Genomic DNA, 24417 nt, shown 5'->3' with positions numbered 1-24417 from the left:
CGGTCATGCGCTCTCTTCCTCCTGAAAAACTGGGAATACTCGGCGCCGTGGCGGCCTTTGTGCTGGCCGGGCTGTTCGAGTGGGGTGGCGATCTTCTGCAGCCGGCGCCGGAAGACCGCCCCGGCCGTCCCGCATATGAGGCCCCGCCGGTTCAGGATGCGGGCCGTACGCCGCGCCGTCCCTTGCCCGCGCCCAGCCGGAATGACATCCGGCTGCAGCTCGAGGAGCGCGAAAAGATCCAGAGCGGGGTTGGCACGGCATTTGTTGTCTCGCGGGATTACTGGCTGACCGCGCGGCATGTCGTCGAGGGCTGCGACCGGCTGGGGTTTGTCGTTGACCGGCGGCATGTGACGCCGATCAGGGATGCCGCGGTCTCGCATCCGGACGCGGATATCGCGCTGGTGCATGCCGATGCCGGGCGCTCTCCCGCACTCTCCCTCGGCCCGCTGCCGGATATCGGCGATGCCGGGTACCATTACGGATTTCCCGGTACGGGCAAGGGACGCGTTTCCTCCACGCTGCTCGGGCGGGGCGATCTGCGCTCGGCGTCATTGCGCGGTGTTGGTCGTCTTGTTCTGGTCTGGGCCGAGACCGGCCGCGAGGGCGTGGCGCCGGGCAGCCTTGGCGGCATCAGCGGCGGGCCGACACTCGATGCATCGGGGCGTCTGGTCGGCATCGCCATTGCGTCGAACACGCGGCGCGGGCGTGTCTCGACGGTCGCGCCGCGCACCATCCAGCAGATGCTGAGCGCCGAAAAAGTGCCGGTCGAAACCATGCAGCAGGCCGGCTGGACCGCCGCGCCGTCCTTTTCGGAACTGGAGCGGGCCGGGACCGTCCGGCAGCTCTATTGCAAGGTCAACGGCCAGGGGTGAGGCTGGGCTTTTGCTCCGCCGCAGCCTTGTTCAGGGCCAACCCTGTTCAGGGAACAAAGGCGCAGCGCATGTTGCCCCAAAGACGCCCGGACAATGTGATCGGCGCGTCGATTTCCTTCAGCAGCACCTTCTTGCCTCCGCCCATATCGCGGAGATAGGTCTGCAACTGGTGCGGCTCCCTGTTGCCTGCCGCCAGCAGGCCCGCCCGGTCGTCGAAAATCCGCCGGTTGCGGCAGTTCGCGGCGTTCCAGACCGGATCGTCCGGGCGCTGCGGCTGCGAGACCGCTGCGTTGTGGGTGCCGATATAGCCATTTCTGTCGGTCGCACAGAGCAGCCGGATGCGGTCGTCCCGCTCCTTGTGGCGTTCCTGGATCGGCGTCAGCAGCTCATCCGTCAGATCGACAAACTGGGTCGTGTATTGTGTCGGGTTTGTCTCCGGTATGATCGAATACTGGCTGTCGAACAGCGCGTCCTCGGATATCCGGCCCGACCGCAGGGCGCCCTGCAATGCATCCTCCGCCTCCTGCGCGGCGGTCACGCAAATGTCCCGGAAGACATCGTTTTCGCCCATCGCCTGCTCGATCATGGCGCCGATCATTTCGGCGGCCATGGCATCGATATTCTCGAAGGCGACATGCAGGCCAAGGGATGTCGCCGCAACCACGCGGGCCGGAAGGGCAACCCCGTTCGGGAGCGTGATGCTGCCGATACTCGCCGCTTCCGCATCTTCCTGCCCGTCGCACAGCAACAGCGCGCCGCGTGGCGAGAGGTCCGCGATAAAGCCCTGTGCGCTGAGGCCGCCGAAGGTGAGCATGCCGCCGATCACCGTCGGCACCCGGTCGCTGCCCCGCCGGTTGGCTTCCTCGCCCGCCCGGACCACGATGCCGAGCCTGCGTTTCATGTCGCTGACATTGAGGCTGACATTCTTGGCCAGGGTCTCGATCGCGCTGGCGGACCGGCTCGTGCGCTCCGCCTGTTCGGCCACTTTTGCAATGGAGGCCGCGACCTGCCCCGTCATCTCCGACGCCTCGTTCGAGGAACGGCCGATTTCGCTCGTGGCGGCCAGTTGCTCTTCGACGGCGGAGGCGACGCCGGATGAAATCCCGTTCACCTCGGCAATCTTCGCCGCGATCCCGGTGATGGCATCGACCGATGAGCGGGTTGCGGTCTGTACGCCGGCGGTATGCTGGCTGACATCCTGAATGGCGCTCTCGGTCTGTTGCGCCAGCGATTTCACCTCGGAGGCGACAACGGCAAAGCCCTTGCCGGCTTCTCCCGCGCGGGCGGCTTCGATCGTCGCGTTTAGGGCGAGCAGTTTCGTCTGCGCCGCGATCGAGTTGATCAGATCGACGACGGAGCTGATGTTCTTGGTGGCTTCCTCGAGGGCGGAAACCTGCTCGCGCGCGCCGTCGGCGCTGCTGGTTGCTTCGCTGGTCAGGCGGGCGGAGTCGGATACCTGCGTGGCGATCTCCTGGCTCGACGCGCTGAGCTCCTCGGTCGCGGCGGCAACCGAATTCACGTTTCCGGCCGTGATATCCGTCGCCCCGCGGACTTCATTCACCAGCGCCGCCATTTCGGTTGCGGCGGAGGCCAGGCCGTTCGTCAGCTCGGCAACCCGGCTGGCCTGCAGCATGACTTCCTCGACGGTCTGGTCGATCTCCCGCTCCAGAGTGTCGGCGAGATTGAGGATCTGCTGCTTCAGTTTATCCGCCTCGCCGGACGAGCTGTAGGAATCGAGGGCGAGGTCCATGTCGATGGCAATCGCCTTGGCCACGGCATTGCAGTACCGGGTGGCGGCGTCGGCGCGCTTGTGGTGCTTTGCGATCAGAGAGAACAGGCGCGGCTGGATGAAGGCGTAGGCGCCGATATACCAGCGCGGGCTGAGCCCGATGCGGGAATGGATTTCACCGATCTTTTGCGCGCGATCGAGGAAGTCCTGATTGAAGCCGTCAGTAAAGACGGATTGCCAGTGGCGGATCTGGGCTTTCTTCAGCGGCTCGATGCCGGGGCCATGCTCCAGGATGACGGCGGTCTCCGGGGTGGCGGAGATGTGCCGGTAAAACTGGTCGAGGATCTGCGGCAGACTGCGTTCCACCAGGGGCCAGATCTCTCTGAGAGCCGCGAGAGCCGGCTGATCGATCTCGGCAAATGCCAGTCGCGAGGTTTCCATTTGATCCGTCATTGCCGCTTCCCCCTCGTATTGTCCTTGCGCGCCGTTGTCCGGCCTTGCCTGCGCGTTTTCTGACTCAGCTCAGTCTGAAGTTGATTCCCCAAACACTACAATAATGTTCGGGATAATTTCCGGGAAAATAGGACGGAATTTTTATGTGGGTTTGCTGAATGTCCTGGCAGGCACCGCTCTTTCCCGCCGGGGTCTTGCAGGTGGCGTCCATGACGCCATGTCCATGACAGGCGTTGCAGTGGAGGAAGACATGCGGACGGGATTTTTTTCACGTAAGCGGGGCGGGGCGGCTGGCGCACTTGGCGGCATGGTGCTGCTCGGCCTGTCGGCTTGTTCCGCCGGTGCCGACATCCCCATGACGGAGCGATCCGGCGTTCACGATTTCCGGGTGACGCGGCTGGCGGGCGGGCTGGATCATCCCTGGGGGCTGGCTTTTCTGCCGGACGGCCGCATTCTCGTGACCGAGCGGGAAGGGGCGCTGCGGATCGTCGGGCCGGACGGGCTGGAGCCGGAGCCGGTGCGCGGCACGCCGGAGGTCTATGCTTCCGGTCAGGGTGGCCTGCTCGACGTGGTGCTGCATCCGGATTTTGCCGAAAACCGGCTGATCTATCTGTCCTTCGCCGGGCGGGGCGACGGTGGCGCCGGAACCGAAGTCGCGAGAGCGCGTCTGGCCGATGGCGCCCTGACGGGCCTCGACGTGATCTTCCGCCAGAAGCCGAAGGTCGGCGGCGGGCGGCATTTCGGCTCCCGTCTTGTCTTCGCGCCGGATGGCACGCTGTTCATCAGTATGGGAGACCGGGGCAGCCATATGAACGAGGCGCAGAACCTTGGCACGCATATCGGCACCATTGCCCGGATCAAGGATGACGGCTCCGTGCCGCCGGACAATCCGTTCGTTGGCCGGGAAGGCGCCTTGCCGGAGATCTATTCCTACGGGCACCGGAACGTGCAAGGCATGGCATTGCGGCCGGGCACCTCCACGATCTGGGCGCAGGAGCACGGGCCGCGCGGCGGTGACGAGGTGAATATCCTCCGCCCCGGCCGGAATTACGGCTGGCCCGCGATCACCTATGGCATCGATTACAGCGGCGCCATCATCTCGGACAAAACGGAAGCGCCCGGCATGGAGCAACCGGTGGTCTATTGGGTGCCGTCCATCGCGCCGAGCGGGATGGAATTCTATGACGGCGACAAATTCCCGAACTGGCGCGGCAACCTCTTCGTCGGCGCGCTGGCGCATATGCATCTGCGGCGGCTGGTGCTCGACGGCGACAGGGTGACGGAGCAGGAAGTGCTGCTGGATGATCTGGAAGAGCGCATTCGCGCGGTGAAGCAGGGACCGGACGGCTATCTCTATGTTCTGACGGATAGTTCCGGCGGCGATCTGCTGCGTCTGGAGCCGCTGTAATCTTGTTTGGTTGCTCCCTGGAAGATTCAGGTTGCACCTTCCCGCAATTGTCGGTGTAACCTTTCGCCTTCGGATCGATCCAGGGGAGGTAGAGATGGCGGCCCAGACCATAGGCGTGAAGGTCAGCGAAGACTTGCGGGCGCGGCTCAAAAGTGCCGCCGACAGGATCGGCCGCACGCCCCACTGGCTGGTAAAGCAGTCTCTCGTCGGCGCCATCGAGCGGATCGAACGCGGCGAGCCGCTGGACGGCTATCTCGCCGGGGACGCGGATCTCGATCTCGATGAAAACGCACCCGCCGGCGAGCATCTGCCCCGGCCGTTTCTGGATTTCGCCCAGGGTGTGCAGGCGCAAAGCGTGCTGCGGGCCGGGATCACGGCGGCCTACCGCAAGCCGGAGATGGAATGCCTGCCCTATCTGATTTCCGAGGCCACCCTGACCCCTGCCAAGCAGCAGGCGGCTTCAAGTCTGGCCCGCACGCTGGTCGAAGCCCTGCGCGAGAAGAGCGTGCGCGGCGGCGTCGAGGGGCTGATTCACGAATATGATCTGTCCAGCCAGGAAGGCGTGGCCCTGATGTGCCTCGCCGAGGCGCTGCTGCGGATTCCCGACCGGCAGACCCGCGACGCGCTGATCCGCGACAAGATCTCGAACGGCGACTGGAAATCCCATCTCGGCCATTCCCCCTCGATGTTCGTGAACGCGGCCACCTGGGGCCTTGTCGTCACCGGCAAGCTGACCGCGACCCAGAGCGAGGACAGCATGGGCGCGGCGCTGACCAAGATGATCGGGCGCGGCGGCGAGCCGTTGATCCGCAGTGGCGTCGATGTTGCCATGCGGATGATGGGCGAGCAGTTCGTCACCGGGCAGACCATCTCCGAGGCGCTGGCGAACAGCCGGTCGATGGAGAAAAAGGGCTTCCGCTATTCCTACGACATGCTGGGCGAGGCAGCGACGACCGCCGGAGACGCGGCTCGCTACCTGAAGGAATACGAGCAGGCCATCCATGCTATCGGCAAGGCCTCGAAGGGCCGGGGCATCTATGAGGGTCCGGGTATCTCCATCAAGCTCTCCGCCCTGCATCCGCGCTACTGGCGGATGAAGCAGGACCGGGTGATGGAAGAGCTGCTGCCGATCCTGAAGAAGCTGGCCCTGCTCGCCCGCTCCTACGATATCGGCCTGAATATCGATGCCGAGGAGATGGACCGGCTGGAGCTTTCCCTCGATCTGCTGGAAGCAGTCTGCTTCGATCCGGATCTGGCGGACTGGAACGGCATCGGCTTCGTCGTGCAGGCCTATTCCAAGCGCTGCCCCTTCGTGCTCGATTACCTGATCGACCTGGCCCGGCGCAGCGGTCACCGGCTGATGATCCGGCTGGTCAAGGGCGCCTACTGGGACAGCGAGATCAAGCGCGCCCAGGTGGATGGGCTGGAGGATTTCCCGGTCTTCACCCGGAAGATCCACACGGACGTTTCCTACCTCGCCTGCGCCAAGAAGCTGCTGGCGGCGCCGGACGCGGTCTATCCGCAGTTCGCCACCCACAATGCCCAGAGTCTCGCCGCCATCATGCAGATGGCCGGGCCGAACTATTATGCCGGCCAGTACGAATTCCAGTGCCTGCATGGCATGGGCGAGCCGCTCTATGAGGAAGTGGTCGGTCGGGACAAGCTGAACCGGCCCTGCCGGGTCTATGCCCCGGTCGGCAGCCACGAGACCTTGCTGGCCTATCTGGTCCGGCGGCTGCTGGAAAACGGCGCCAACACCTCCTTCGTGAACCGGATCGCCGATGCGGCTTTCTCCGTGGACGATCTGATCGCCGATCCGGTGGCCGAGGCCCTGAAGGTCGAGCCGGTCGGCGCGCCGCATCCGAAGATCAGCGCGCCGCGCACGCTCTACGGCCCGGAACGGCCGAACGCGCAGGGGCTGGACCTGTCGAACGAACACCGGCTGGCCTCGCTGTCGGCTGCCCTGCTGTCCAGTGCCGAAACCTTCTGGCAGTCGGCGCCGACGGTGGAGGGCGCCGCCGAGACCGGCCCGGTGCGGGAAGTGCGCAATCCGTCCGACCGGCGCGATCTGGTCGGCACCGTGCGCGATGCGGACGAGGCGGTGATCGGCAAGGCGTTCGAGAATGCGGAGGCTGCGGCCCCTGTCTGGGCGGCGACGGAACCCGCCGAGCGCGCGGCCCTGCTGATGCGGGCCGCCGACCTGATGGAAGCCCGCATGCCGGTGCTGATCGGGATCTGCGTCCGCGAGGCCGGCAAGACCATGGCCAACGCCATCGCCGAGGTGCGCGAGGCCGTCGACTTCCTGCGCTATTACGCGATGGAGGTGGAGGCGAAATTCAACATGGACAGTCACCGTCCGCTCGGGCCGGTGGTCTGTATCAGCCCGTGGAACTTCCCGCTGGCGATCTTCACCGGGCAGATGTCGGCGGCATTGGCAGCGGGTAATCCGGTGCTGGCGAAACCGGCGGAGGAAAGCCCGCTGATCGCCGCCGAGGCGGTCCGGCTGATGCATGAGGCGGGCATCCCGAAGGATGCTCTGCAACTGGTGCCGGGCGCGGGCGAAGTCGGCGCGGCGCTGGTTGCTGACAGCCGCGTGCGTGGTGTCATGTTCACCGGCTCGACCGAAGTCGCGCGGCTGATCCAGGCGGGCCTTGCCGGGCGTCTTGCGCCGGACGGCACGCAGATCCCGCTGATCGCGGAGACCGGCGGCCAGAATGCCTTGATCGTCGACAGCTCGGCCCTGCCGGAACAGGTCGTCGCCGATGTCATCATGTCCGCCTTTGACAGCGCCGGGCAGCGTTGCTCGGCCTTGCGGGTGCTCTGCCTGCAGGAAGACGTCGCCGACCGCATGCTGGAAATGCTGAAGGGCGCAATGCACGAGCTGGCCATCGGCAATCCGGACCGGCTCTCCACCGATGTCGGCCCGGTCATCACGGCGGAAGCGCAGGCGGGCATCCGGAAACATATCGAGAGCATGCGGGAGCGCGGCAACAAGGTCGAGCAACTGGATCTGCCCGCCGACACGCGGCATGGCACCTTCATCCCGCCGACCCTGATCGAGATCGGCAGTCTCGCCGAGCTGGAGCGCGAGGTGTTCGGCCCGGTGCTGCATGTTGTCCGTTTCAAGCGGAACAGGCTGGACGCGCTGGTCGACGATATCAACGCCACCGGCTACGGCCTCACCTTCGGGGTGCATTCCCGGATCGACGAGACCATCGACCGGGTGGCCCGCCGGATCGGCGTCGGCAATGTCTATGTGAACCGCAACATCATCGGCGCCATCGTCGGCGTGCAGCCCTTCGGTGGCCGTGGCCTGTCCGGCACCGGCCCGAAAGCGGGCGGCCCGCTCTATCTCACCCGCCTGCTGGCCCGCCGTCCCTTCACCTCGGCCATCTCGGACCGGGCCCCGGATGTCGGACCGGAACCGGCGCACCAGCTCGAAGCCTGGCTGCGCGAGGCAGGCCGGACGACGGAAGCGGACATGGCTGCGGCCTATATCGCCCGCTCGCCGCTCGGCACCGATCTCGATCTGCCGGGCCCGGTCGGGGAGCGGAACCGTTATCTCATCCATCCGAAAGGCCGGGTCGCGGCCATCGCGCAGGGCGAGGCCGGTTTGCTGCGGCAGATCGCTGCCATCCTTGCGGCGGGTGACGAAGCGGTGTTGCAGCAGAACGCGGCGGCCAGCGCATTGGTCGGCAGCCTGCCCGGCGATCTGAAGGACCGGGTGCACCTGACCAAGGACTGGCACGCCGAGCTCGATCTGGCCGCCATACTGTTCGAGGGCGACGCGGATGCGCTGATCAGCGTGCAGAAGCAGGCAGCCGACCGGGACGGCCCACTCGTCGGCGTGCAGGGCGTCTCGCCTGCCGGGCTCGCGTCCGGCCGGGAGGATTACTGCCTCGACTGGCTGGTCGAGGAGCAATCCATCAGCATCAACACGGCGGCGGCGGGCGGCAATGCCAGCCTGATGTCGATCGGCTAGGACGCGGCAGGGGGCGGCAAGGGGCTACCGATCGGTGATCCCCTTGCCGGCAAGAACTCTCTCTCGCGCCTTATCGATCCTGGCGATCCGGGTTTTGGCTTGTTTGGCTCCGGAAAAATGCAGGAGATATCCGCGCTTTCGCCCGTGCGTCAGAGCGTCGAAGGCGGCTGCAAACTCCGGGTCGTCGTCGAGACGGTCCTGCAATTCGTCCGAATAGGATAAAGTCTCCTTCTCGCGGAAGACCACTTTCAACCCGTCCCGTTCGGCTTGGATGGCTTTTTGAAGGAAGCGGACAATCTGGTCCTCTCGGTCCTTTATCTCTTTCAAACCAGTGAAGCGGAGCTGACGCATTGCCTGGGAATGTGCGCCGGGGGCAATCAGCACGCCGTCATCGTCCTTCAGCAAGGCGCCCTTGAAGAAGCCGAGCGCGCAATAGCCCTTGAGGCCGTAGATGATGGCGATGTTGTTGCCGTTGAGGCTGAAGCACAATTTCCCCCATTTGACCGATTCCTCAAGGTCACATGAGAGCGCCAGGGAGCGGAGTGTCTTGCGCTCCTCGTGCCATTCCACTTTGTTCAATAGCTGGTTAATTGCAGTCATTTTCCCCACTCACGCGATCCGATAACAGGCTGTTCCAGGTTTTCAAGGCCGGATTTATGCATATGTGACTCTTGAAGGCTTGCATCAGGCCACCCGGTAGGCGGAATTCTGCAAGCCCGCCCCCATCCAGCCGCCATCGACGCCGATGGACTGGCCGGTGATGTAGGACGCCTTGTCGCTCAGGAGGAAGGATGCCAGCTCGGCGACTTCCTCCGGCTCGCCATAGCGGCCCATCGGGATGCCCACCATCCAGTCGGCGACGGCCTGCTCGTCCTGCACGCCTTCGATCAGCGGCGTGTGGATCGGCGCCGGGCAGAGGGCGTTGACCCGGATCCTGTGCTGGGCCAGCTCGATGGCGGCGGTCTCCGACAGGTTGATCACCCCGGCCTTGGCGGCACCATAAGCCGCCCGGTCGGCACAGCCGCGCACACCGCAGACGCTCGCCAGCGTCACGATGGAGCCGCCGCTTCCCTGCTCGACCATGACCAAAGCCGCCGCGCGCAGTGTCGAATAGACGCCGGTCAGGTTGATGGACAGCACACGCTCGAAGTCGTTTGTGTCGGACTCGAGGATCGGCACCCGGTAGCCGATCCCGGCACTGGCGACACAGGCATTCAGCCCGCCCATGAATTCGGCCCCGGCCCGGATGGCGATATCCAGTGCCGCCGCGTCGCGCACATCCGTCGCCGCCGTCATCACCCTGTCGCCGCCGAGACTTGTCTGTGCGTCTGCCAGTGTCTTCTCGTTCATGTCCAAGAGGCAGACGGCGCCGCCATCCGCGAGGATCTTCTTGGCGGTGGCATATCCGATGCCGCTGGCCCCGCCTGTAATCACTGCCTTGATACTCATGCTCCGGTCTCCTCCCGTTATTATTTGTTGGCTTTATCTTTCCCTGCTTTGCCGGACAGGTCGAGAGCGGTGGCGGTTTCAGAATGCTCGGAGACGTGCATTGCAAAAGCGGGTCCGATGAAAGACTGTATGCCTCCAATTCCGATAGAGGCACGAGAGGGAGCACCCCATGGAAACCAAAGCCGCCGTTGCATTCCAGGCAGGCAAGCCGCTCAGCATCGAGACCGTCACGCTGGACGGTCCGCGCGCGGGAGAAGTATTGGTCGAGATGAAGGCGACCGGCCTCTGCCACACGGACGAATTCACCCGCTCGGGCGACGATCCGGAAGGCATTTTCCCGGCCATTCTCGGCCATGAGGGCGCGGGCATCGTGGTCGAGGTCGGCCCCGGCGTGACCAGCCTGCAAAAGGGCGATCATGTCATTCCGCTCTACACCCCGGAATGCCGGGAGTGCGAATATTGCCTCAATCCGAAGACCAATCTCTGCCAGAAGATCCGCACCACCCAGGGCGCGGGCCTGATGCCGGACGGCACCAGCCGGTTCTCCATCAATGGCGAGAAGATCTTCCATTACATGGGCTGCTCGACCTTCGCCAATCATTCGGTGATGCCGGAAATCGCGCTGGCGAAAGTCCGCAAGGACGCTCCGTTCGACAAGATCTGCTACATCGGCTGCGGTGTGACCACCGGCGTCGGCGCGGTGGTGAACACGGCCAAGGTCGAGCCGGGCTCGAACGTTGTCGTCTTCGGCCTCGGCGGTATTGGCCTGAACGTGATCCAGGGCGCCCGCATGGTCGGCGCGGACAAGATCATCGGTGTCGACCTGAACCCGGCCCGCAAGGAAATCGCCGAGAAATTCGGCATGACCCACTTCGTCAACCCGAAGGAAGTCGAAGGCGATCTGGTGCCGTATCTGGTGGACCTCACCGGCGGCGGCGCCGATTACAGCTTCGAGTGCATCGGTAACGTCAACACCATGCGGCAGGCGCTGGAATGCGCGCACAAGGGCTGGGGCGAAAGCATCATCATCGGCGTCGCCGGTGCCGGTCAGGAAATCTCCACCCGCCCGTTCCAGCTGGTCACCGGCCGGTCCTGGCGCGGTACCGCCTTTGGCGGCGCAAGAGGCCGGACGGACGTGCCGAAGATCGTCGACTGGTACATGGACGGCAAGATCGACATCGACAGCCTGATCACCCACACCATGCCGCTGGAAGACATCAACAAGGGCTTCGACCTGATGCATGCGGGCGAAAGCATCCGCAGCGTGGTGGTTTACTGATCGCCACCTGATTTTGGTTCGTCATCCCGGCCGGAGAGCCGGGACCCAGATGATCGCAGGGCACCGCCTGCCGCCCCTGGGTCCCGGATCAAGTCCGGGATGACGGTTTCAGGGATAACGCCTAGCGTGCCACCAGCATATCCACATCCGTGTCGCTGAAACCGAATCCCGCCATCATCGCCCGGTGTTCCGGGCTGCCGATATAGGCCTCCAGAATCTCGTCCACGGCATGGCGGAAAGCATCGTCTTCGAGGGAGAAGCCAAGGCAGCCGAAGGCCGGTTGCTTTTCTTCCCGGGGCACGGTCACCACCTCCAGATCCCAGTCCGGATGCTGCGCGAGAAAGCCGTCATGGGCCTTGGCGACGCTCGCATAGGCGTCGGCACGTCCGTCCCGTACCGCCGTGGCGGCTTCCGTGTAGGTTTCGAAAATCATGCAGCGCTCTTCCTGCACGCCAAAGGCGATGGCGCTCCGGTGCTGGAACTGGTCGCGGATGACGGCGAGCCGGCATTCCGCGCGCGCCGCCACGGACCGGTAGCCGGTGAGGGCGAGCGGATTTCCCTGCTGCACCAGAAGTCCGTCTGGCAATGCCCAGACCGGGCGGCTGAAAGCCGCCGTCCGCCGCCTCTCCTCGGTGGCGAAAAGACCCGTGGTCATGCGCCAGCGGCCGGCCGCGACGCCGGGCAGAAGTTCGGCGAATTCAGCCTCGACAGGCTCGAACGGCCCGCTGCCGAGCGCCGCGGAAACATGGCGGGCGAGGGCGACATCGGCGCCGTCCACGCGTCCGTCTGCGTGGCGAAAGTTGAACGGGGGCTCGATCAGATAGGCAAATTTCATGGCGCTAAGACTCCTCTTTGGCGCCGTAGCTCTCGATCTTGATCGCGAGGACCGCTTCGCATTTGTCGAGGAGGCTGCGGCGCTGTTTCAACCGGTCCGAATGCTCGATCAGGATCTGACGGCGTTCGTCGATTGTGTCCGTGCCGCCATCGGCATCGGCGAGGGCCAGCGAAGTGAAGCGCTGCATCTGCTTCATCGTCATGCCGGTTTCGCGGAGCCAGTAGAGCAGGGTCAGCCACTCGATCAGACGCGGCGTGAACTGCCGGTGCCCGCGTCGGTCGCGCGGGATTTCCGGCAGCATTCCGGCCTTCTCGTAAAAGCGGATCGTGTCTTCGCCGAGGCCGGAGGCCTCGGCTGCTTCTCTGATGCGCATGGCGTACTCCGTCAGATCCTGTCCAGACCTGCCTAGCGGGTTGGAGTTACTCCAAGTCAAGCACAGTTCGGCGCCGTGTCAGATCTCTGTAATCACCGCCGCCGTCGCCTCGTCGCCGGTATTGGGCGTGCCGGATTTCTCGATCAGCATCAGATGGGCCTCTTCCTCGGCCACCGGACGGTGCTGGATACCCTTCGGGATGACATAGAGCTCGCCCGGACCGAGTTCGACATTGCCGTTCTCGGTCTCGATGCGGATGCGCCCCGAGAGGACCATGAAGAAATCATCCGTGTCCTCGTGGGAGTGCCAGTTGAACTCCCCCTTCACCTTCACGACCATGATGTCGTGGCCGTTGAATTTGGAGACGGTCTTCGGCGACCAGTGCTCGCTGAATTTCGAGAGCTTCTCGGCGAGATTGATGGCTTCTGGCATTGCTTGCTCCTGTTCCGTTTTCCCGGCCACCGAGCCGGGACCTTCGGGAGCGCGTGTGCTGGCCAGAGGTCCCGGATCAGGTCCGGGACTAAAGGTTCTGCGCGCCGTCGACGGCGATGGTCTGGCCGGTGACCCAGCTTGCCGCGGGCGACAGCAGGAAGGCGGCGACGGTGCCGATTTCTTCCGGCTTGCCGAAGCGGCCGAACGGGATGCGGTTGAGGGTGTTGTGATAGAGTTCGGGGTTTTCCGTCTCGCGCCGCTCCCAGCTGCCGCCGGGGAAGATGATGGAGCCGGGGGCGATGCAGTTTACCCGGACCCGGTCGGCGGCGAATTTCTTGGCCTGGCTCTGGGCCAGCTGGATCACCGCCGCCTTCACCGCGCCATAGGGCATGTTGGTGGTGGCCCCGATGCCGGAGACCGAGGAGATGGTCAGGATCGCGCCCTGGCTGGCGACGAGGTGCGGATAGGCGGCCCAGGTCGCCCGGACGACGCCCATCAGGTCGACATCCATGCTTTTCTTCCAGCCGTCCTCGTCATCGGTGGCGCCGAAGCCGGACGGGTTGTTCACCAGGCCGTCGATGCCGCCGAGGGCTTCCGCCGCCGCGTCGATATAGGCCTTGAGCGCATCCGCGTCGGCAACGTCGCAGGGGGCCGTGTGCACCACACCGCCATGACGCGCGAGCTGTTCCGCCGCCGCCGTGAGACTGGCTTCGGTGCGGCCGCAGATCGAGACGGAAGCGCCTTCGGCGGCGCAGGCGTCGGCGATTGAAAGGCCGATGCCCCGGGTGCCGCCGGTGACGATGATTTTCTTGCCTTTAAGTCCGAGATCCATGGTGCTGCTCCAATGCGTGAAAGGACGGAAACGGCAATCGGCGTTGCCGCTTGTATTCTCTGGCCGTCACCCCGGCGGAGGCCGGGGCCCAGGGATCATCGAATTGAGCCTGTGTTCACTGGGTCCCTGCTTTCGCAGGGATGACGATTTAAATTGTAACGCCCGAGAGTTCAGGCGCCTTGATTGAGGCCGAGGGCATGCCCGGCGAGATAGAGCGAGCCGCAGATCAGGAAGCGCACGGACTTGCCTTTTTTCTGGCTGTCCCGGAGCGCCTGCTTGACGGTGGAAACCGGAATGGCGGGCAGGGCGGCGCGCTTGGCGCCGTCCATCAGGGCGTCCTCGGTGAGGCTGTTTTCCTCGCCCGGGATCGGCAGGACGTAGAGCCGCTGGGCCCGTCCCCGCATATGTTTCAGATAGGATGCCGGATCGCGGGTGTTGAGCGAGCCGAACAGCAGATAGACCGGCAGCGCACCGGGCTCGGCCGCCCAGCCGTCGAGGATCTTCGCGACCGCTTCGCCGGCGCTCTCGTTATGACCGCCATCGACCCAGAGGCTGGAGCCGGGATTGAGATACTCGGTCAGGGCGCCGCTTTCCAGATGCTGCATCCGGGCGGGCCATGTGGCCTCGGCGATGCCCTTGGCGCGGGCGCCCTCGGTTGTCTTGACGGAAGCCTCCGCGAGATCGGCCGCCATCAGCGCCTGGCCCGCATTGAGGATCTGATGCGCGCCGAGCAGGCCCGGGCGCGGATAGCGCCTTGTCTTGCCGCCAGTGCTGAAAAGCATGCCGTCGCCGCCTTCGGCAATCGTCCATTCATGGCCGTAGCGGTAGAGCGGGGCGCCGACGTCCGCCGCGCGGGCCTCGATCACGGCGAGCGCCGCCGGGTCCTGCGGGCCGATTACCGCCGGCACGCCGGGCTTCAGGATGCCGGCCTTCTCGAAGGCGATCTTCCCGATCGTGTCGCCGAGAAAGCCCATATGGTCCATCGAGACCGGGGTGATGACGGAGACGGCGGGCTTGTCGATCACGTTGGTCGCGTCGAACCGGCCGCCGAGGCCGACTTCGAGCAGCAGCACGTCCGCCGGGGTGCGGGAGAAGGCGAGGAAAGCCGCCGCTGTGGTGATCTCGAACAGGGTGATCGGGGTGCCGCCATTGGCCCGCTCGCACTCCTCCAGGATCTCCACCAGCGCCGCGTCCTCGATCTCCTTGCCGGCGATATAGAAGCGCTCGTTATAGCGGACGAGATGCGGCGAGGTGTCTGCATGGACCTTGCGGCCCGCCGCTTCATAGATCGCCCGCAGCATAGCCACGGTCGAGCCCTTGCCGTTCGTTCCGGCGACATGGATCACCGGCGGCAGCGTGCGTTCCGGATTGCCGAGCAGCCCGAGCAGCCGCTCAAGGCGGTCCAGCGTCAGGTCGATCAGCTTCGGATGCAGGCGCTGCAACCGGTCGAGGATCGGCTGCGGCGAGGATGCGGTTGCGGAAATCTTGGTATCCTCCGGCGAACGGGAACGCTCAGCTCTCGCTCTCGTCCTCTTCGCTTTCCGGTTTTGCCGCTTTCGGCAGGGCGACGACTTCGGCCTGCGGCATCGGATTGCGGATCATGGAGAAGACGCGGATCAGCGTGTTGCGCAGGTCCTTGCGGTGCACGACCATGTCGACCATGCCGTGCTCAAGCAGATATTCCGACCGCTGGAAGCCGTCCGGAAGCTGCTCGCGAATGGTTTCCTGAATCACGCGCTGCCCGGCGAAGCCGATGATCGCGCCCGGCTCGGCGATATGGATATCGCCCAGCATGGCGAAGGAGGCGGTGACGCCGCCGGTGGTCGGGTCCGTCAGCACGACGACAAAGGGAAGACCGGATTCGCGGACGATTTCCCGCGCGATCACGGTGCGCGGCATCTGCATCAGCGACAGGATGCCTTCCTGCATGCGGGCGCCGCCCGAAGCAGGGAAGACCACCAGCGGGGCTTTCTGCGCTTTCGCGAGTTCGGCCGCGCGGACCAGGGCGTCGCCGACCGCGGCCCCCATGGAGCCGCCCATGAAATCGAAGCGGAACAGCGCCAGCACCACCGGCACGCCGCCCATCTTGCCGTGCGCGACGATGATCGCGTCATCCGCGCCGGTCTTCGCCTGGGCTTCCTTCAGGCGATCCGTATAGCGCTTGCGGTCCCGGAATTTCAGCGGGTCGAGAACCGGTTTCGGCAGCTCGATCCGGTTGAAGCTGTCATCGTCGAACAGCATTTCCATCCGGGTTTCCGCGCCCATCCGCATGTGATGCTGACAGTTCGGGCAAACCTGATGGTTTTCCTCGAGATTGCGGTGGAAGATCATCTCGCCGCAGCCGCCGCATTTGATCCAGAGATTGTCCGGAACGTCGCGCGGCTGCACGAGGGCTTTGATCTTCGGCAGGACCGAGTTGGTGATCCAGTTCATATCCGTCCTCTCCGCAAGATGCGGTGATTATAGTATCAAGACCGGGCCTGCCGTACACCGGCGGCAAGGTCGGAGACAAGAGCGGTTACGGCGCCAACGGTCTTCCCGGTGGCCTTGCCGGACGCGTCGAGCGAGTTCTTGATCGCATCGACCACGGCCGAGCCGACGATGCAGGCATCGGCGACAGAGCCGACCGCGGCGGCCTGCTCTTTCGTCTTGATGCCGAAGCCGACGCCAATCGGTATATCGGTATGCTTGCGCAGTCTTTCCAGCGCCGCCGTGACCCGGTCGATCGGAACATCGGCCGTGCCGGTGACCCCGGCGATGGAGACATAATAGATGAAACCGCTGGTATTGGTCAGCACTGTCGGCAGGCGGGCATCGTCCGTCGTCGGCGTGGCCAGCCGGACGAAGGGCAGGTTGCGCTTGACGGCGGGCAGGCACAGCTCTTCGTCTTCCTCGGGCGGCAGATCGACAACGATCAGGCCGTCAGCCCCGGCCTCGATCGCATCACTCAGGAACCTGTCGACCCCGTAGATATAGATCGGGTTGTAGTAGCCCATGAGCACGACCGGGGTGGTCTTGTCGTCCTCCCGGAAGGCGCGGAGCTGGGCGAGGGTCTTGGCCAGGCTGCCGCCGGCCTTCAGCGCGCGCTGGCTGGAGGCCTGGACCGACGGGCCGTCCGCCATCGGATCGGAGAAGGGCATGCCGAACTCGATCATGTTGGCGCCTGCTTCCGGCAGGGCCTTCATGATGGCGAGCGAGGTCTCCGGGTCCGGGTCGCCGGCGGTGATGAAGATGCCGAGACCGGCGCGGTTCTCGGCTTTCAGGGCCGCGAAAGACGCATCGAGGCGGGAAGCGGTGTAATCCATCAGAGTTCGCCCATTTCTTCGAGCCGCGGAATCACCGCATCCAGATCCTTGTCGCCGCGGCCACACAGATTCATGACCACGATTTTGTCTTTCGCCAGATCGCCGATCATGGTGCCGACATAAGCCAGCGCATGGCTCGGCTCCAGCGCTGGAATGATACCCTCCAGCTTGGAGCAGAGCGCGAAGGCTTTCAGGGCGTCCGTGTCGGTGGCGCTGACATACTTTACCCGGCCGCTCTCATGCAGCCAGGAATGCTCCGGCCCGATGCCGGGATAGTCGAGACCGGCCGAGATCGAATGCGCCTCGGTGATCTGCCCGTCATCGTCTTGCAGCAGGTAGGTCCGGTTGCCATGCAGAACGCCCGGGTTTCCGCCGGTCAGCGATGCCGCGTGCTCGCCGCTGTCGATGCCGTGTCCGGCCGCCTCGACGCCGAAGATCTCGACGCTCTCGTCATCCAGGAACGGATGGAACAGGCCGATGGCGTTGGAGCCGCCGCCGATGCAGGCAACCAGCGCGTCCGGCAACCTGCCTTCGCCCTCGGCTTCTTCGAGCTGCCAGCGGACTTCCTCGCCGATGATGGCCTGGAAGTCGCGGACCATGGCCGGATAGGGGTGCGGGCCAGCCGCCGTGCCGATGATGTAGAAGTGGGTTTCCGCTTTCGAGACCCAGTAGCGCAGGGCCTCGTTCATAGCGTCCTTCAGGGTGGAGGAGCCGGAGGTCACCGGAACCACCTTGGCGCCGAGCAGGCGCATGCGGTCGACGTTCGGCTTCTGCCGCTTCACATCCTCGGCGCCCATGAAGACTTCGCATTCCATGCCGAACAGGGCGCAGGCGGTCGCGGTGGCGACGCCGTGCTGACCGGCGCCGGTCTCGGCGATGATCTTGGTCTTGCCCATGCGCTTGGCGAGCAGGGCCTGGCCCATCACGTTATTGATCTTGTGGGCGCCCGTATGGTTCAGCTCGTCCCGCTTGAAGTAGAGCTTGCCGCCGCCGAAATGCTCCGTCAGCCGGGGCGCGAAATAGAGCGCGCTCGGACGGCCGATATAATGCTTCCGGTAATATTCCATCTCCGCCCAGAAATCCGGATCGCCCTTCGCCGTCAGGTAGGCCTTCTCGACCTCCAGGACCAAAGGCATCAGGGTTTCAGCGACATAGCGGCCGCCGAAAATACCGAAATGGCCGTTCTCGTCGGGGCCATTGCGGAATGAGTTCAGGACTGGCGTGGAGCTTGCCATTTATCAGGCTTCCTCGTCGGATCGGGGCTTGCGGACTCGAGCCTATGTTCAGGACGGCTCGCGAAACGCCGCATAATGCGTTGCGCGCTTTTGTAAGGCAAGGCTGGGAACGGTATTGCGGGCGCTAATCTGCCTGCAGGGCGGCGCTGACGAAGGCCCGGGTCTTCTCCGGGCTCTTCACGCCCGGCGCATCCTCGGCACCGGAGGCTGTATCGACCGCCTTTGCGCCGGTCACCCGGATCGCCTCGGCGACATTCTCCGCAGTGAGCCCGCCGGCCAGCATCCAGGGGGTATCTCCCCTGTAGGCCTTGAGCGCGGTCCAGTCGAAGATCAGACCGTTACCGCCGGGCAGCTTGTCCTTGTCCTTTGGCGGCTTCGCGTCGAACAGGATCAGGTCGGCGATCCCGTCATAGGCCTCGGCGGCCCGTGCGTCTTCCGCTTCCGCGACCCGCAGCACCTTCATCACTTGGGCGCCGTAGCGCTGTTTGATCTCGCGCACCCGGTCCGGGCTCTCCTTGCCATGCAACTGGAAAATATCGGGATGCACGTTCGTCCAGATTGCGTCGAACAGCGCGTCGTCGGCATCGACCACGAGGGCGACGATTTTCACCCCGTCCGGAACATGGGCGACGAGGTCCGCCGCCGCCTCGGGCGTGACTGCGCGCGGGGAGGGCGGAAAGAAATTCAGGCCGATATGGCTGGCGCCCGCCGCCGCGGCCACGGTGATGGATTCCGGCGTTTTAAGGCCGCAGATTTTGACGTCCATTGCAGTCTCGGCTTTCCAGAAGCTCAGTGTTTTTCCGGCGCCGGCAGGGCTTTCCGGAGGCTGTCGGCCTCGTGTGTCTTGTGATCCAGGTCCTGTTCCAGCCGGCGAGCCCTGTTTTCGGCCATGCGGGCCCGGTGGCGGGTCGATCCGCCGCTGATCCAGGTGGCGACAACACCGAGAACAAAGCCGAAGGCCATGGTGCAGAGACCGAGAATATAGGCGGGCACGTCGACAATCACCGGCAGCGGCCAGAAACCGACCTCGACAAGGTGCCGGTTGGAGATCGCGAACAGGACGACAACCGCCATGATCGGAAGCCCGATCAGCAGGAGAAGCGTCTTTGCAAAGAAGGATCTGCGGGCCATGGCGCTACCGTTATTGCGAAACTGGTTTCGAATATAGGCGATTGGCCGCCCGGTGCGTAGCCCCGAGGCGGATATCAGGCTGTATTTGTTGAAACGGACGGGGCCTGAAGGGGCAAAGTGGCTTCAGTCCTAATTGAGCCGGGTGCGCAGGGCGCGTTCATGTGCGGCCTTGAGCTGCTCTGTTAACTTCAAACCCAAACCGTCATCCCCGACTTGATCGGGGACCCAGTGATCGAAGGGCTTTGCGCACGTTCCCTAGGCCCCCTCTTTCGAGGGGATGACGATTAGGGAACGGGTATGACGATGTTGGAATTGGTTATTTAGGGCGGATGCTGTCTGGGCCAGGCGGCTCAGCCGTCGTTGATACGGTCGCGCAGCTGCTTGCCGGTCTTGAAGAAGGGCACGAACTTTTCCTGGACGGGCACAGAATCGCCGGTGCGCGGGTTGCGGCCGACGCGGGCGTCGCGTTTTTTCACGGAAAAGGCACCGAAACCACGGAGCTCCACACGATCGCCGCTGGCGAGTGCATCGGAGATTTCGTCGAAGATAGCGGAGACAATCCGCTCCACGTCACGCTGGTAAAGATGCGGGTTTGCCTCGGCAAGACGCATGATCAACTCGGATTTGGTCATGTTTGCCACGCTCCCCCCAATTGGCCGTCCGGCTCGCTTTCCATGCAGCCTGACGGGACACCGCCACAATAAAACCTAATCTTGACGCGGTTCGTCAAGTGTAAGTCTCTCTTTTGCATAATAAAAACGCACTTCATCAAATTGGAAGTGCGGATTTGTCACGCTGAATGCGAAAACGGCGCCGCCCAAACAGGGGCGGCGCCGCATTTCTGGAAACAGTTGGTAAGGCGGAGCCTTAGTCTTCCTGCTGTCCTTCTTCGCGCTGCTTCAGGGCCGCGCCCAGAATGTCGCCCAGGCTGGCGCCGCTGTCGGAAGAACCGTAGTCGGCCATGGCCTTCTTCTCTTCTTCGACTTCGCGGGCCTTGATCGACAGGGTCAGCTTGCGCGTCTTGTTGTCGATCTGGGTGATCTTGGCATCGACCTTTTCGCCAACCGCGAACCGGTCCGGACGCTGCTCGGAGCGATCCCGGGACAGGTCGGACTTGCGGATGAAGCCGTGCAGGCCTTCGCCGACAGCAACCTCGAGACCGTTGTCGGTCAGCGTGGTCACGGTACAGGTGACGACAGCACCCTTGCGCAGGTCGGAAGCACCGGACTCGAAGGGATCCTCGGAGAGCTGCTTGATGCCGAGGGAGATACGCTCCTTGTCGGTATCAACGTCAAGGACCTTCGCCTTGACCATGTCGCCCTTCTTGAATTCCTTGATGGCTTCCTCGCCCGACTGCTCCCAGGAGAGGTCGGAGAGGTGAACCATGCCGTCGATCTCGCCGGAGAGGCCAACGAACAGACCGAATTCGGTGATGTTCTTGACTTCGCCTTCGATCTCGGTGCCGGCCGGATAGCTGGTGACGAAATCGTCCCACGGGTTGGCCATGCACTGCTTGAGACCGAGGGAGATACGCCGCTTGCTCGGATCGACGTCGAGGACCATGACCTCGACTTCCTGGCTGGTGGAGACGATCTTGCCCGGATGCACGTTCTTCTTGGTCCAGCTCATTTCGGAGACATGGACCAGGCCTTCGATGCCCGGCTCGAGTTCGACGAATGCACCGTAGTCGGTGATGTTCGTGACGCGACCGGTGAACTTGGTGCCGACCGGATACTTCAGATCCACACCTTCCCACGGATCGGCCTCAAGCTGCTTCATGCCGAGGGAGATACGCTGGGTTTCCGGGTTGAAGCGGATGACCTGGACCTTGACGGTCGCACCGATCTGCAGGGCTTCGCTCGGATGGTTGATACGGCGCCATGCGATGTCGGTGACATGCAGCAGGCCGTCGACGCCACCGAGATCCACGAACGCGCCGTAGTCGGTGATGTTCTTGACCACACCCTGAAGGACCTGGCCTTCCTGGAGGTTGGCAACCAGCTCGGAGCGAGCTTCGGCCCGGGACTCTTCCAGAACGGCACGGCGGGAAACGACGATGTTGCCCCGGCGGCGATCCATCTTGAGGATCTGGAACGGCTGCGGCGTACCCAGCAGCGGGCCGATGTCGCGAACCGGACGGATGTCGACCTGGCTGCCCGGCAGGAAGGCCACGGCGCCGGAAAGATCGACGGTGAAGCCGCCCTTGACCCGGCCGAAGATGGTGCCGGTGACACGCTCGTTGTTTTCGAAACCGGTTTCCAGAACCGCCCAGGCTTCCTCGCGGCGGGCCTTCTCACGGCTCAGCATGGCTTCGCCGTTACGGTCTTCCATGCGCTCGACATAGACCTCGACGATGTCGCCGGGCTTCAGTTCGGCTTTCTGGCCCGGGTTGCCGAATTCCTTCAGCGCCACACGGCCTTCGGACTTCAGTCCGACGTCGATCAGGGCAGCGTCGTTATCCACGGAGATAACGGTACCCTTTACGACGCTGCCTTCGATGCTCGTGACGTCGCCAAAGGACTCGTCGAGCAGGGCAGCAAAATTCTCAGTCATTTCCGGTTCTTGGACCGCTCCGGCTGTATCAGCCATGTAAGCTCCTCAATGGGTCTTGCCGGAAAACCGAAGTTTGCCGGCATCTGTTCATGGTGGCTGTGCAAATTGGATTTGCGTCCCGCATCGCGGAACCGTTCCACCCGGTCCGGGGTTGGAACGCGGCTGAGCCTGTCAGCCACCGTTGGTTTCCAAAACCGGTCATCGGACCTAATGACCGGCATCTCTCACGTTCTGTCGTTCTCACGCTTCGCAGTCTGCGCTGATCAGCCCGCGCCTTCGATCACGTCCAGCGCCGCCGCAAAGGCTTCGTCCGGGGTCATCGACGACGTGTCGATCAGGATCGCATCGTCCGCTTGCTTCATCGGGGCATCGCTCCGACCGGCGTCGCGGGCATCACGTTCACGCATATCCTGCAAAACGCGCGCATATATAGCGGCCTCGCCCCGTTCCTGCAACTCTTTGAATCGCCGTTCCGCCCGCGCTTCCACCGACGCGGTGACGAAGAGTTTCCGGTCTGCGTCCGGGCAGATCACCGTGCCGATGTCACGGCCGTCCAGAATGGCCCCGCCGGCATTGCCCGGCGGGTAGGTGGCGAACTGCCGCTGGAAGTCCTTCAGGGCGGCCCGGACATCCGGGATTGCCGCGACTTTCGAGGCGGCGGCCCCGGCTTCCCCGGTGCGCAGGTCAGGGCTGCCGAGAAGCTCCATGTCGAGCATGCGGGCCGCATCGGCCGCGGCCTCCGCATCTTCCGGATCGGCTTCGCGCCTGAGCATCATCACGGCAACGGCACGGTAAAGCGAGCCGGTGTCGAGATAGGCATATCCGAGATGATCCGCCAGGCGCCGCGCAAGTGTTCCCTTGCCGGCGGCAGCCGGCCCGTCGATGGCGATGATCATGCCTCTGCCCCGGTATCGATCTTCGCACCGGCGCCGCGCATCAGGTCGGCGAAACCGGGGAAGCTGGTGTCAATGGTCCGGCCGTCATCGATGACAACCGGGGCCTCTGCCCCCATGCCGAGGACGAGGAAGGACATGGCGATCCGGTGGTCGAGATCGGCCTCGATGGTCGCGCCGCCGGCCACGCCGTTCGCAGAGCCGGTGACGGCGAGCGTGTCCTCGCCTTCCTCGACACGGACCCCGGCAGCGGCAAGGCCTTTGGCCATCGCTCCGAGCCGGTCGCTTTCCTTGACCCGCAGCTCGCCGACCCCGCGCATGATGGTCGCGCCCTCGGCGAAGGCGGCGGCGACGGAAAGGATCGGATATTCGTCGATCATGCTCGGCGCGCGCTCGGCCGGAACCTCGATGCCTTTCAGCGCGCTGCTGCGCACCCGGATATCGCCGACCGGCTCTCCGGCCTCGATGCGGCGGTTCGAAATCTCGATATCCGCGCCCATTTCCAGCAGCGTCTCGAACACGCCGAAGCGCAGCGGGTTGAGCCCGACGGCGAGCAGGGTGATGTCGGAGTCCGGCGTGATCAGCGCCGCCACGGCCGGGAAGGCGGCGGAAGAGGGATCGGCCGGAACGACAATGTCGCTTGCCTTGAATTCAGGCTGACCGGTCAGGGTAATGACGCGGCCTTCCGGAAGATCCTCGACCCGCACGTCCGCGCCGAAATGGCGGAACATGGTTTCCGTGTGATCGCGGGTCTTTTCCGGCTCGATCACGGTGGTCTCGCCCGGCGTGTTGAGCCCGGCGAGCAGGATCGCCGATTTCACCTGGGCGGAGGCGACGGGGAGCGTGTAGCGGATTGGCAGCGGATCGGTCGCCCCCTCGACGCAGAGCGGCAGCCGGCCGCCGGAGCGGCCATGGAAGACGGCGCCGATCTGGCTCAATGGTGTGGTGATCCGGCTCATCGGGCGGCGGCGCAGGGACGCGTCGCCGGTGAAGACGGCATTGATCGGATGGCCGGCGACCAGTCCCATAAGAAGCCGGGCGGCTGTGCCGGAATTGCCAAGGTCGAGCACGTCTTCCGGCTCGTCGAGCGTGCCGATGCCGCGTCCGAAGACCTCCCATGTGCCGTCATCCAGCCGGTTCACGCTGGCGCCGAGGGCGCGCATGGCGGCGGCCGTCGCGAGCACATCCTCGCCCTCCAGGAGGCCTGAAACCGCGGTCCGGCCGATGGCGAGACCACCCAGGATAAGGGAGCGGTGGGAGATTGATTTGTCGCCCGGAACCTTGAGTGTTCCGGTGAGTGCAGCGCTTTTTGATGAGCTAAGGGACGTCATGGGTTTCTCACGGGGCTTCGCGCGAATAAAAACGCATTGCTTCGGGTTGACCGCAGGCTCTCTATCACAGAGGCTTGCGGCCTGTCTGGGAGAAATAGGCGCGATTGGCGGGAATCCGGGTTCTCGCTTGTGCATTTTCACTTTGACAGATACATGCATCACCGTTATTCGGCGCCTCGTTGAATAGCGATATAGAGTCAAGTGGCTGTCGGAGAAACGACGTGGCAAAACCGGAATGGGGCATCAAGCGCACCTGTCAATCATGCGGCGCGCGCTTCTATGACCTGATGAAATCTCCCATCGTCTGCCCGAAATGCGAAACCGA

Annotated in this window: 22 protein-coding genes; 5 read left to right on the top strand and 17 right to left on the bottom strand. The window is 64.3% G+C overall.

Going from position 1 to position 24417, the window contains the following annotated elements; genetic code table 11:
• Positions 1–5: 5 nt before the first annotated feature.
• A complete protein-coding gene (locus tag AAC126_RS09000; protein WP_339852391.1) occupies positions 6–872 on the top strand; it encodes a serine protease in 867 nt (288 codons plus the stop codon).
• Positions 873–918: 46 nt separating this feature from the next.
• On the opposite strand, the gene AAC126_RS08995 is transcribed toward AAC126_RS09000, so the two are convergent.
• Positions 919–3054: a protoglobin domain-containing protein gene (locus tag AAC126_RS08995; RefSeq protein ID WP_339852388.1), complete on the bottom strand. Its 2136-nt coding sequence runs from the start codon at positions 3052–3054 to the stop codon at positions 919–921.
• Between the two features lie 145 nt (positions 3055–3199).
• Here AAC126_RS08995 and AAC126_RS08990 point away from each other — a divergent pair, with 145 nt between their 5' ends.
• Both AAC126_RS08990 and putA read left to right on the top strand, forming a co-directional pair.
• A complete protein-coding gene (locus AAC126_RS08990; protein WP_339852385.1) occupies positions 3200–4462 on the top strand; it encodes a PQQ-dependent sugar dehydrogenase in 1263 nt (420 codons plus the stop codon).
• 94 nt (positions 4463–4556) lie between these two features.
• Complete coding sequence (gene putA, locus AAC126_RS08985) at positions 4557–8444, top strand: trifunctional transcriptional regulator/proline dehydrogenase/L-glutamate gamma-semialdehyde dehydrogenase (protein WP_339852382.1); 3888 nt, start codon at positions 4557–4559, stop codon at positions 8442–8444.
• A 24-nt stretch (positions 8445–8468) separates the two neighbouring features.
• Here the strand turns inward: putA and AAC126_RS08980 are convergent, their stop codons facing one another.
• On the bottom strand, positions 8469–9044 hold the full coding sequence (locus AAC126_RS08980; protein ID WP_339852379.1) for a YdeI/OmpD-associated family protein: 576 nt from the start codon (positions 9042–9044) through the stop codon (positions 8469–8471).
• An 84-nt stretch (positions 9045–9128) separates the two neighbouring features.
• Positions 9129–9893 (bottom strand): SDR family NAD(P)-dependent oxidoreductase, encoded by a 765-nt coding sequence (locus AAC126_RS08975; RefSeq protein WP_339852377.1) that lies wholly within the window; start codon positions 9891–9893, stop codon positions 9129–9131.
• Between the two features lie 169 nt (positions 9894–10062).
• Here AAC126_RS08975 and AAC126_RS08970 point away from each other — a divergent pair, with 169 nt between their 5' ends.
• Positions 10063–11172 carry an S-(hydroxymethyl)glutathione dehydrogenase/class III alcohol dehydrogenase gene (locus AAC126_RS08970; RefSeq protein ID WP_339852375.1) on the top strand — a complete coding sequence of 370 codons (1110 nt, stop codon included), beginning with the start codon at positions 10063–10065 and terminating at the stop codon, positions 11170–11172.
• Positions 11173–11293: 121 nt separating this feature from the next.
• Here the strand turns inward: AAC126_RS08970 and AAC126_RS08965 are convergent, their stop codons facing one another.
• The 14 genes from AAC126_RS08965 to aroA all read right to left on the bottom strand — a co-directional run bounded on the left by AAC126_RS08965 (position 11294) and on the right by aroA (position 24092).
• Positions 11294–12007, bottom strand: a complete 714-nt coding sequence (locus tag AAC126_RS08965; RefSeq protein ID WP_339852372.1) for a transporter substrate-binding domain-containing protein — start codon at positions 12005–12007, stop codon at positions 11294–11296.
• A 4-nt stretch (positions 12008–12011) separates the two neighbouring features.
• Positions 12012–12380, bottom strand: coding sequence for a MerR family transcriptional regulator (locus AAC126_RS08960; protein WP_339852370.1), 369 nt, complete (start codon positions 12378–12380; stop codon positions 12012–12014).
• Between the two features lie 78 nt (positions 12381–12458).
• Positions 12459–12812, bottom strand: a complete 354-nt coding sequence (locus AAC126_RS08955; protein WP_339852367.1) for a cupin domain-containing protein — start codon at positions 12810–12812, stop codon at positions 12459–12461.
• A gap of 88 nt (positions 12813–12900) precedes the next feature.
• Positions 12901–13644: an SDR family NAD(P)-dependent oxidoreductase gene (locus tag AAC126_RS08950; RefSeq protein WP_339852365.1), complete on the bottom strand. Its 744-nt coding sequence runs from the start codon at positions 13642–13644 to the stop codon at positions 12901–12903.
• Positions 13645–13814: 170 nt separating this feature from the next.
• On the bottom strand, positions 13815–15086 hold the full coding sequence (locus AAC126_RS08945; RefSeq protein ID WP_339852362.1) for a folylpolyglutamate synthase/dihydrofolate synthase family protein: 1272 nt from the start codon (positions 15084–15086) through the stop codon (positions 13815–13817).
• A gap of 70 nt (positions 15087–15156) precedes the next feature.
• Entirely contained in the window at positions 15157–16077 is a 921-nt protein-coding gene (gene accD, locus AAC126_RS08940) for an acetyl-CoA carboxylase, carboxyltransferase subunit beta (RefSeq protein WP_339852359.1), read from the bottom strand.
• Between the two features lie 35 nt (positions 16078–16112).
• A complete protein-coding gene (gene trpA, locus AAC126_RS08935) occupies positions 16113–16949 on the bottom strand; it encodes a tryptophan synthase subunit alpha (RefSeq protein WP_339852356.1) in 837 nt (278 codons plus the stop codon).
• A complete protein-coding gene (gene trpB, locus AAC126_RS08930) occupies positions 16949–18184 on the bottom strand; it encodes a tryptophan synthase subunit beta (protein WP_339852353.1) in 1236 nt (411 codons plus the stop codon). The genes trpA and trpB overlap by 1 nt, the downstream gene beginning before the upstream one ends.
• Positions 18185–18308: 124 nt before the next feature.
• Positions 18309–18950, bottom strand: a complete 642-nt coding sequence (locus tag AAC126_RS08925) for a phosphoribosylanthranilate isomerase (protein WP_339852350.1) — start codon at positions 18948–18950, stop codon at positions 18309–18311.
• Between the two features lie 23 nt (positions 18951–18973).
• Entirely contained in the window at positions 18974–19315 is a 342-nt protein-coding gene (locus AAC126_RS08920; RefSeq protein ID WP_339852347.1) for a LapA family protein, read from the bottom strand.
• A gap of 350 nt (positions 19316–19665) precedes the next feature.
• The gene (ihfB, locus tag AAC126_RS08915; RefSeq protein WP_028467651.1) at positions 19666–19947 is read right to left on the bottom strand and encodes an integration host factor subunit beta; all 282 of its coding nucleotides are present in this window, start codon (positions 19945–19947) and stop codon (positions 19666–19668) included.
• 235 nt (positions 19948–20182) lie between these two features.
• Positions 20183–21904: a 30S ribosomal protein S1 gene (rpsA, locus tag AAC126_RS08910; RefSeq protein WP_339852343.1), complete on the bottom strand. Its 1722-nt coding sequence runs from the start codon at positions 21902–21904 to the stop codon at positions 20183–20185.
• Positions 21905–22131: 227 nt separating this feature from the next.
• Positions 22132–22764: a (d)CMP kinase gene (cmk, locus tag AAC126_RS08905; protein WP_339852340.1), complete on the bottom strand. Its 633-nt coding sequence runs from the start codon at positions 22762–22764 to the stop codon at positions 22132–22134.
• A complete protein-coding gene (gene aroA / locus AAC126_RS08900; protein ID WP_339852337.1) occupies positions 22761–24092 on the bottom strand; it encodes a 3-phosphoshikimate 1-carboxyvinyltransferase in 1332 nt (443 codons plus the stop codon). The genes cmk and aroA overlap by 4 nt, the downstream gene beginning before the upstream one ends.
• Positions 24093–24313: 221 nt before the next feature.
• On the opposite strand from aroA, the gene AAC126_RS08895 reads away from it, so the two are divergent.
• The coding region (locus tag AAC126_RS08895) for an FYDLN acid domain-containing protein (RefSeq protein ID WP_339852442.1) at positions 24314–24417 on the top strand (104 nt) is incomplete at its 3' end.

This window comes from uncultured Nisaea sp. (genome assembly GCF_963974195.1).
Taxonomy (GTDB): Bacteria; Pseudomonadota; Alphaproteobacteria; order Thalassobaculales; family Thalassobaculaceae; genus Nisaea.
This window is presented reverse-complemented; position numbering and strand designations above follow the sequence as displayed.

What these genes read in the sequence shown, in the direction of transcription:
- trpA (WP_339852356.1), bottom strand. Translation starts at nt 16,949, where the DNA reads ATGGATTACACCGCTTCCCGCCTCGATGCGTCTTTCGCGGCCCTGAAA.
- cmk (WP_339852340.1), bottom strand. Translation starts at nt 22,764, where the DNA reads ATGATCATCGCCATCGACGGGCCGGCTGCCGCCGGCAAGGGAACACTT.
- putA (WP_339852382.1), top strand. Translation starts at nt 4,557, where the DNA reads ATGGCGGCCCAGACCATAGGCGTGAAGGTCAGCGAAGACTTGCGGGCG.
- AAC126_RS08970 (WP_339852375.1), top strand. Translation starts at nt 10,063, where the DNA reads ATGGAAACCAAAGCCGCCGTTGCATTCCAGGCAGGCAAGCCGCTCAGC.
- AAC126_RS08920 (WP_339852347.1), bottom strand. Translation starts at nt 19,315, where the DNA reads ATGGCCCGCAGATCCTTCTTTGCAAAGACGCTTCTCCTGCTGATCGGG.
- accD (WP_339852359.1), bottom strand. Translation starts at nt 16,077, where the DNA reads ATGAACTGGATCACCAACTCGGTCCTGCCGAAGATCAAAGCCCTCGTG.
- AAC126_RS08995 (WP_339852388.1), bottom strand. Translation starts at nt 3,054, where the DNA reads ATGACGGATCAAATGGAAACCTCGCGACTGGCATTTGCCGAGATCGAT.
- AAC126_RS08975 (WP_339852377.1), bottom strand. Translation starts at nt 9,893, where the DNA reads ATGAGTATCAAGGCAGTGATTACAGGCGGGGCCAGCGGCATCGGATAT.
- trpB (WP_339852353.1), bottom strand. Translation starts at nt 18,184, where the DNA reads ATGGCAAGCTCCACGCCAGTCCTGAACTCATTCCGCAATGGCCCCGAC.
- AAC126_RS08955 (WP_339852367.1), bottom strand. Translation starts at nt 12,812, where the DNA reads ATGCCAGAAGCCATCAATCTCGCCGAGAAGCTCTCGAAATTCAGCGAG.
- AAC126_RS08965 (WP_339852372.1), bottom strand. Translation starts at nt 12,007, where the DNA reads ATGAAATTTGCCTATCTGATCGAGCCCCCGTTCAACTTTCGCCACGCA.
- AAC126_RS08980 (WP_339852379.1), bottom strand. Translation starts at nt 9,044, where the DNA reads ATGACTGCAATTAACCAGCTATTGAACAAAGTGGAATGGCACGAGGAG.
- aroA (WP_339852337.1), bottom strand. Translation starts at nt 24,092, where the DNA reads ATGACGTCCCTTAGCTCATCAAAAAGCGCTGCACTCACCGGAACACTC.
- AAC126_RS08950 (WP_339852365.1), bottom strand. Translation starts at nt 13,644, where the DNA reads ATGGATCTCGGACTTAAAGGCAAGAAAATCATCGTCACCGGCGGCACC.
- rpsA (WP_339852343.1), bottom strand. Translation starts at nt 21,904, where the DNA reads ATGGCTGATACAGCCGGAGCGGTCCAAGAACCGGAAATGACTGAGAAT.
- AAC126_RS08960 (WP_339852370.1), bottom strand. Translation starts at nt 12,380, where the DNA reads ATGCGCATCAGAGAAGCAGCCGAGGCCTCCGGCCTCGGCGAAGACACG.
- AAC126_RS09000 (WP_339852391.1), top strand. Translation starts at nt 6, where the DNA reads ATGCGCTCTCTTCCTCCTGAAAAACTGGGAATACTCGGCGCCGTGGCG.
- ihfB (WP_028467651.1), bottom strand. Translation starts at nt 19,947, where the DNA reads ATGACCAAATCCGAGTTGATCATGCGTCTTGCCGAGGCAAACCCGCAT.
- AAC126_RS08925 (WP_339852350.1), bottom strand. Translation starts at nt 18,950, where the DNA reads ATGGACGTCAAAATCTGCGGCCTTAAAACGCCGGAATCCATCACCGTG.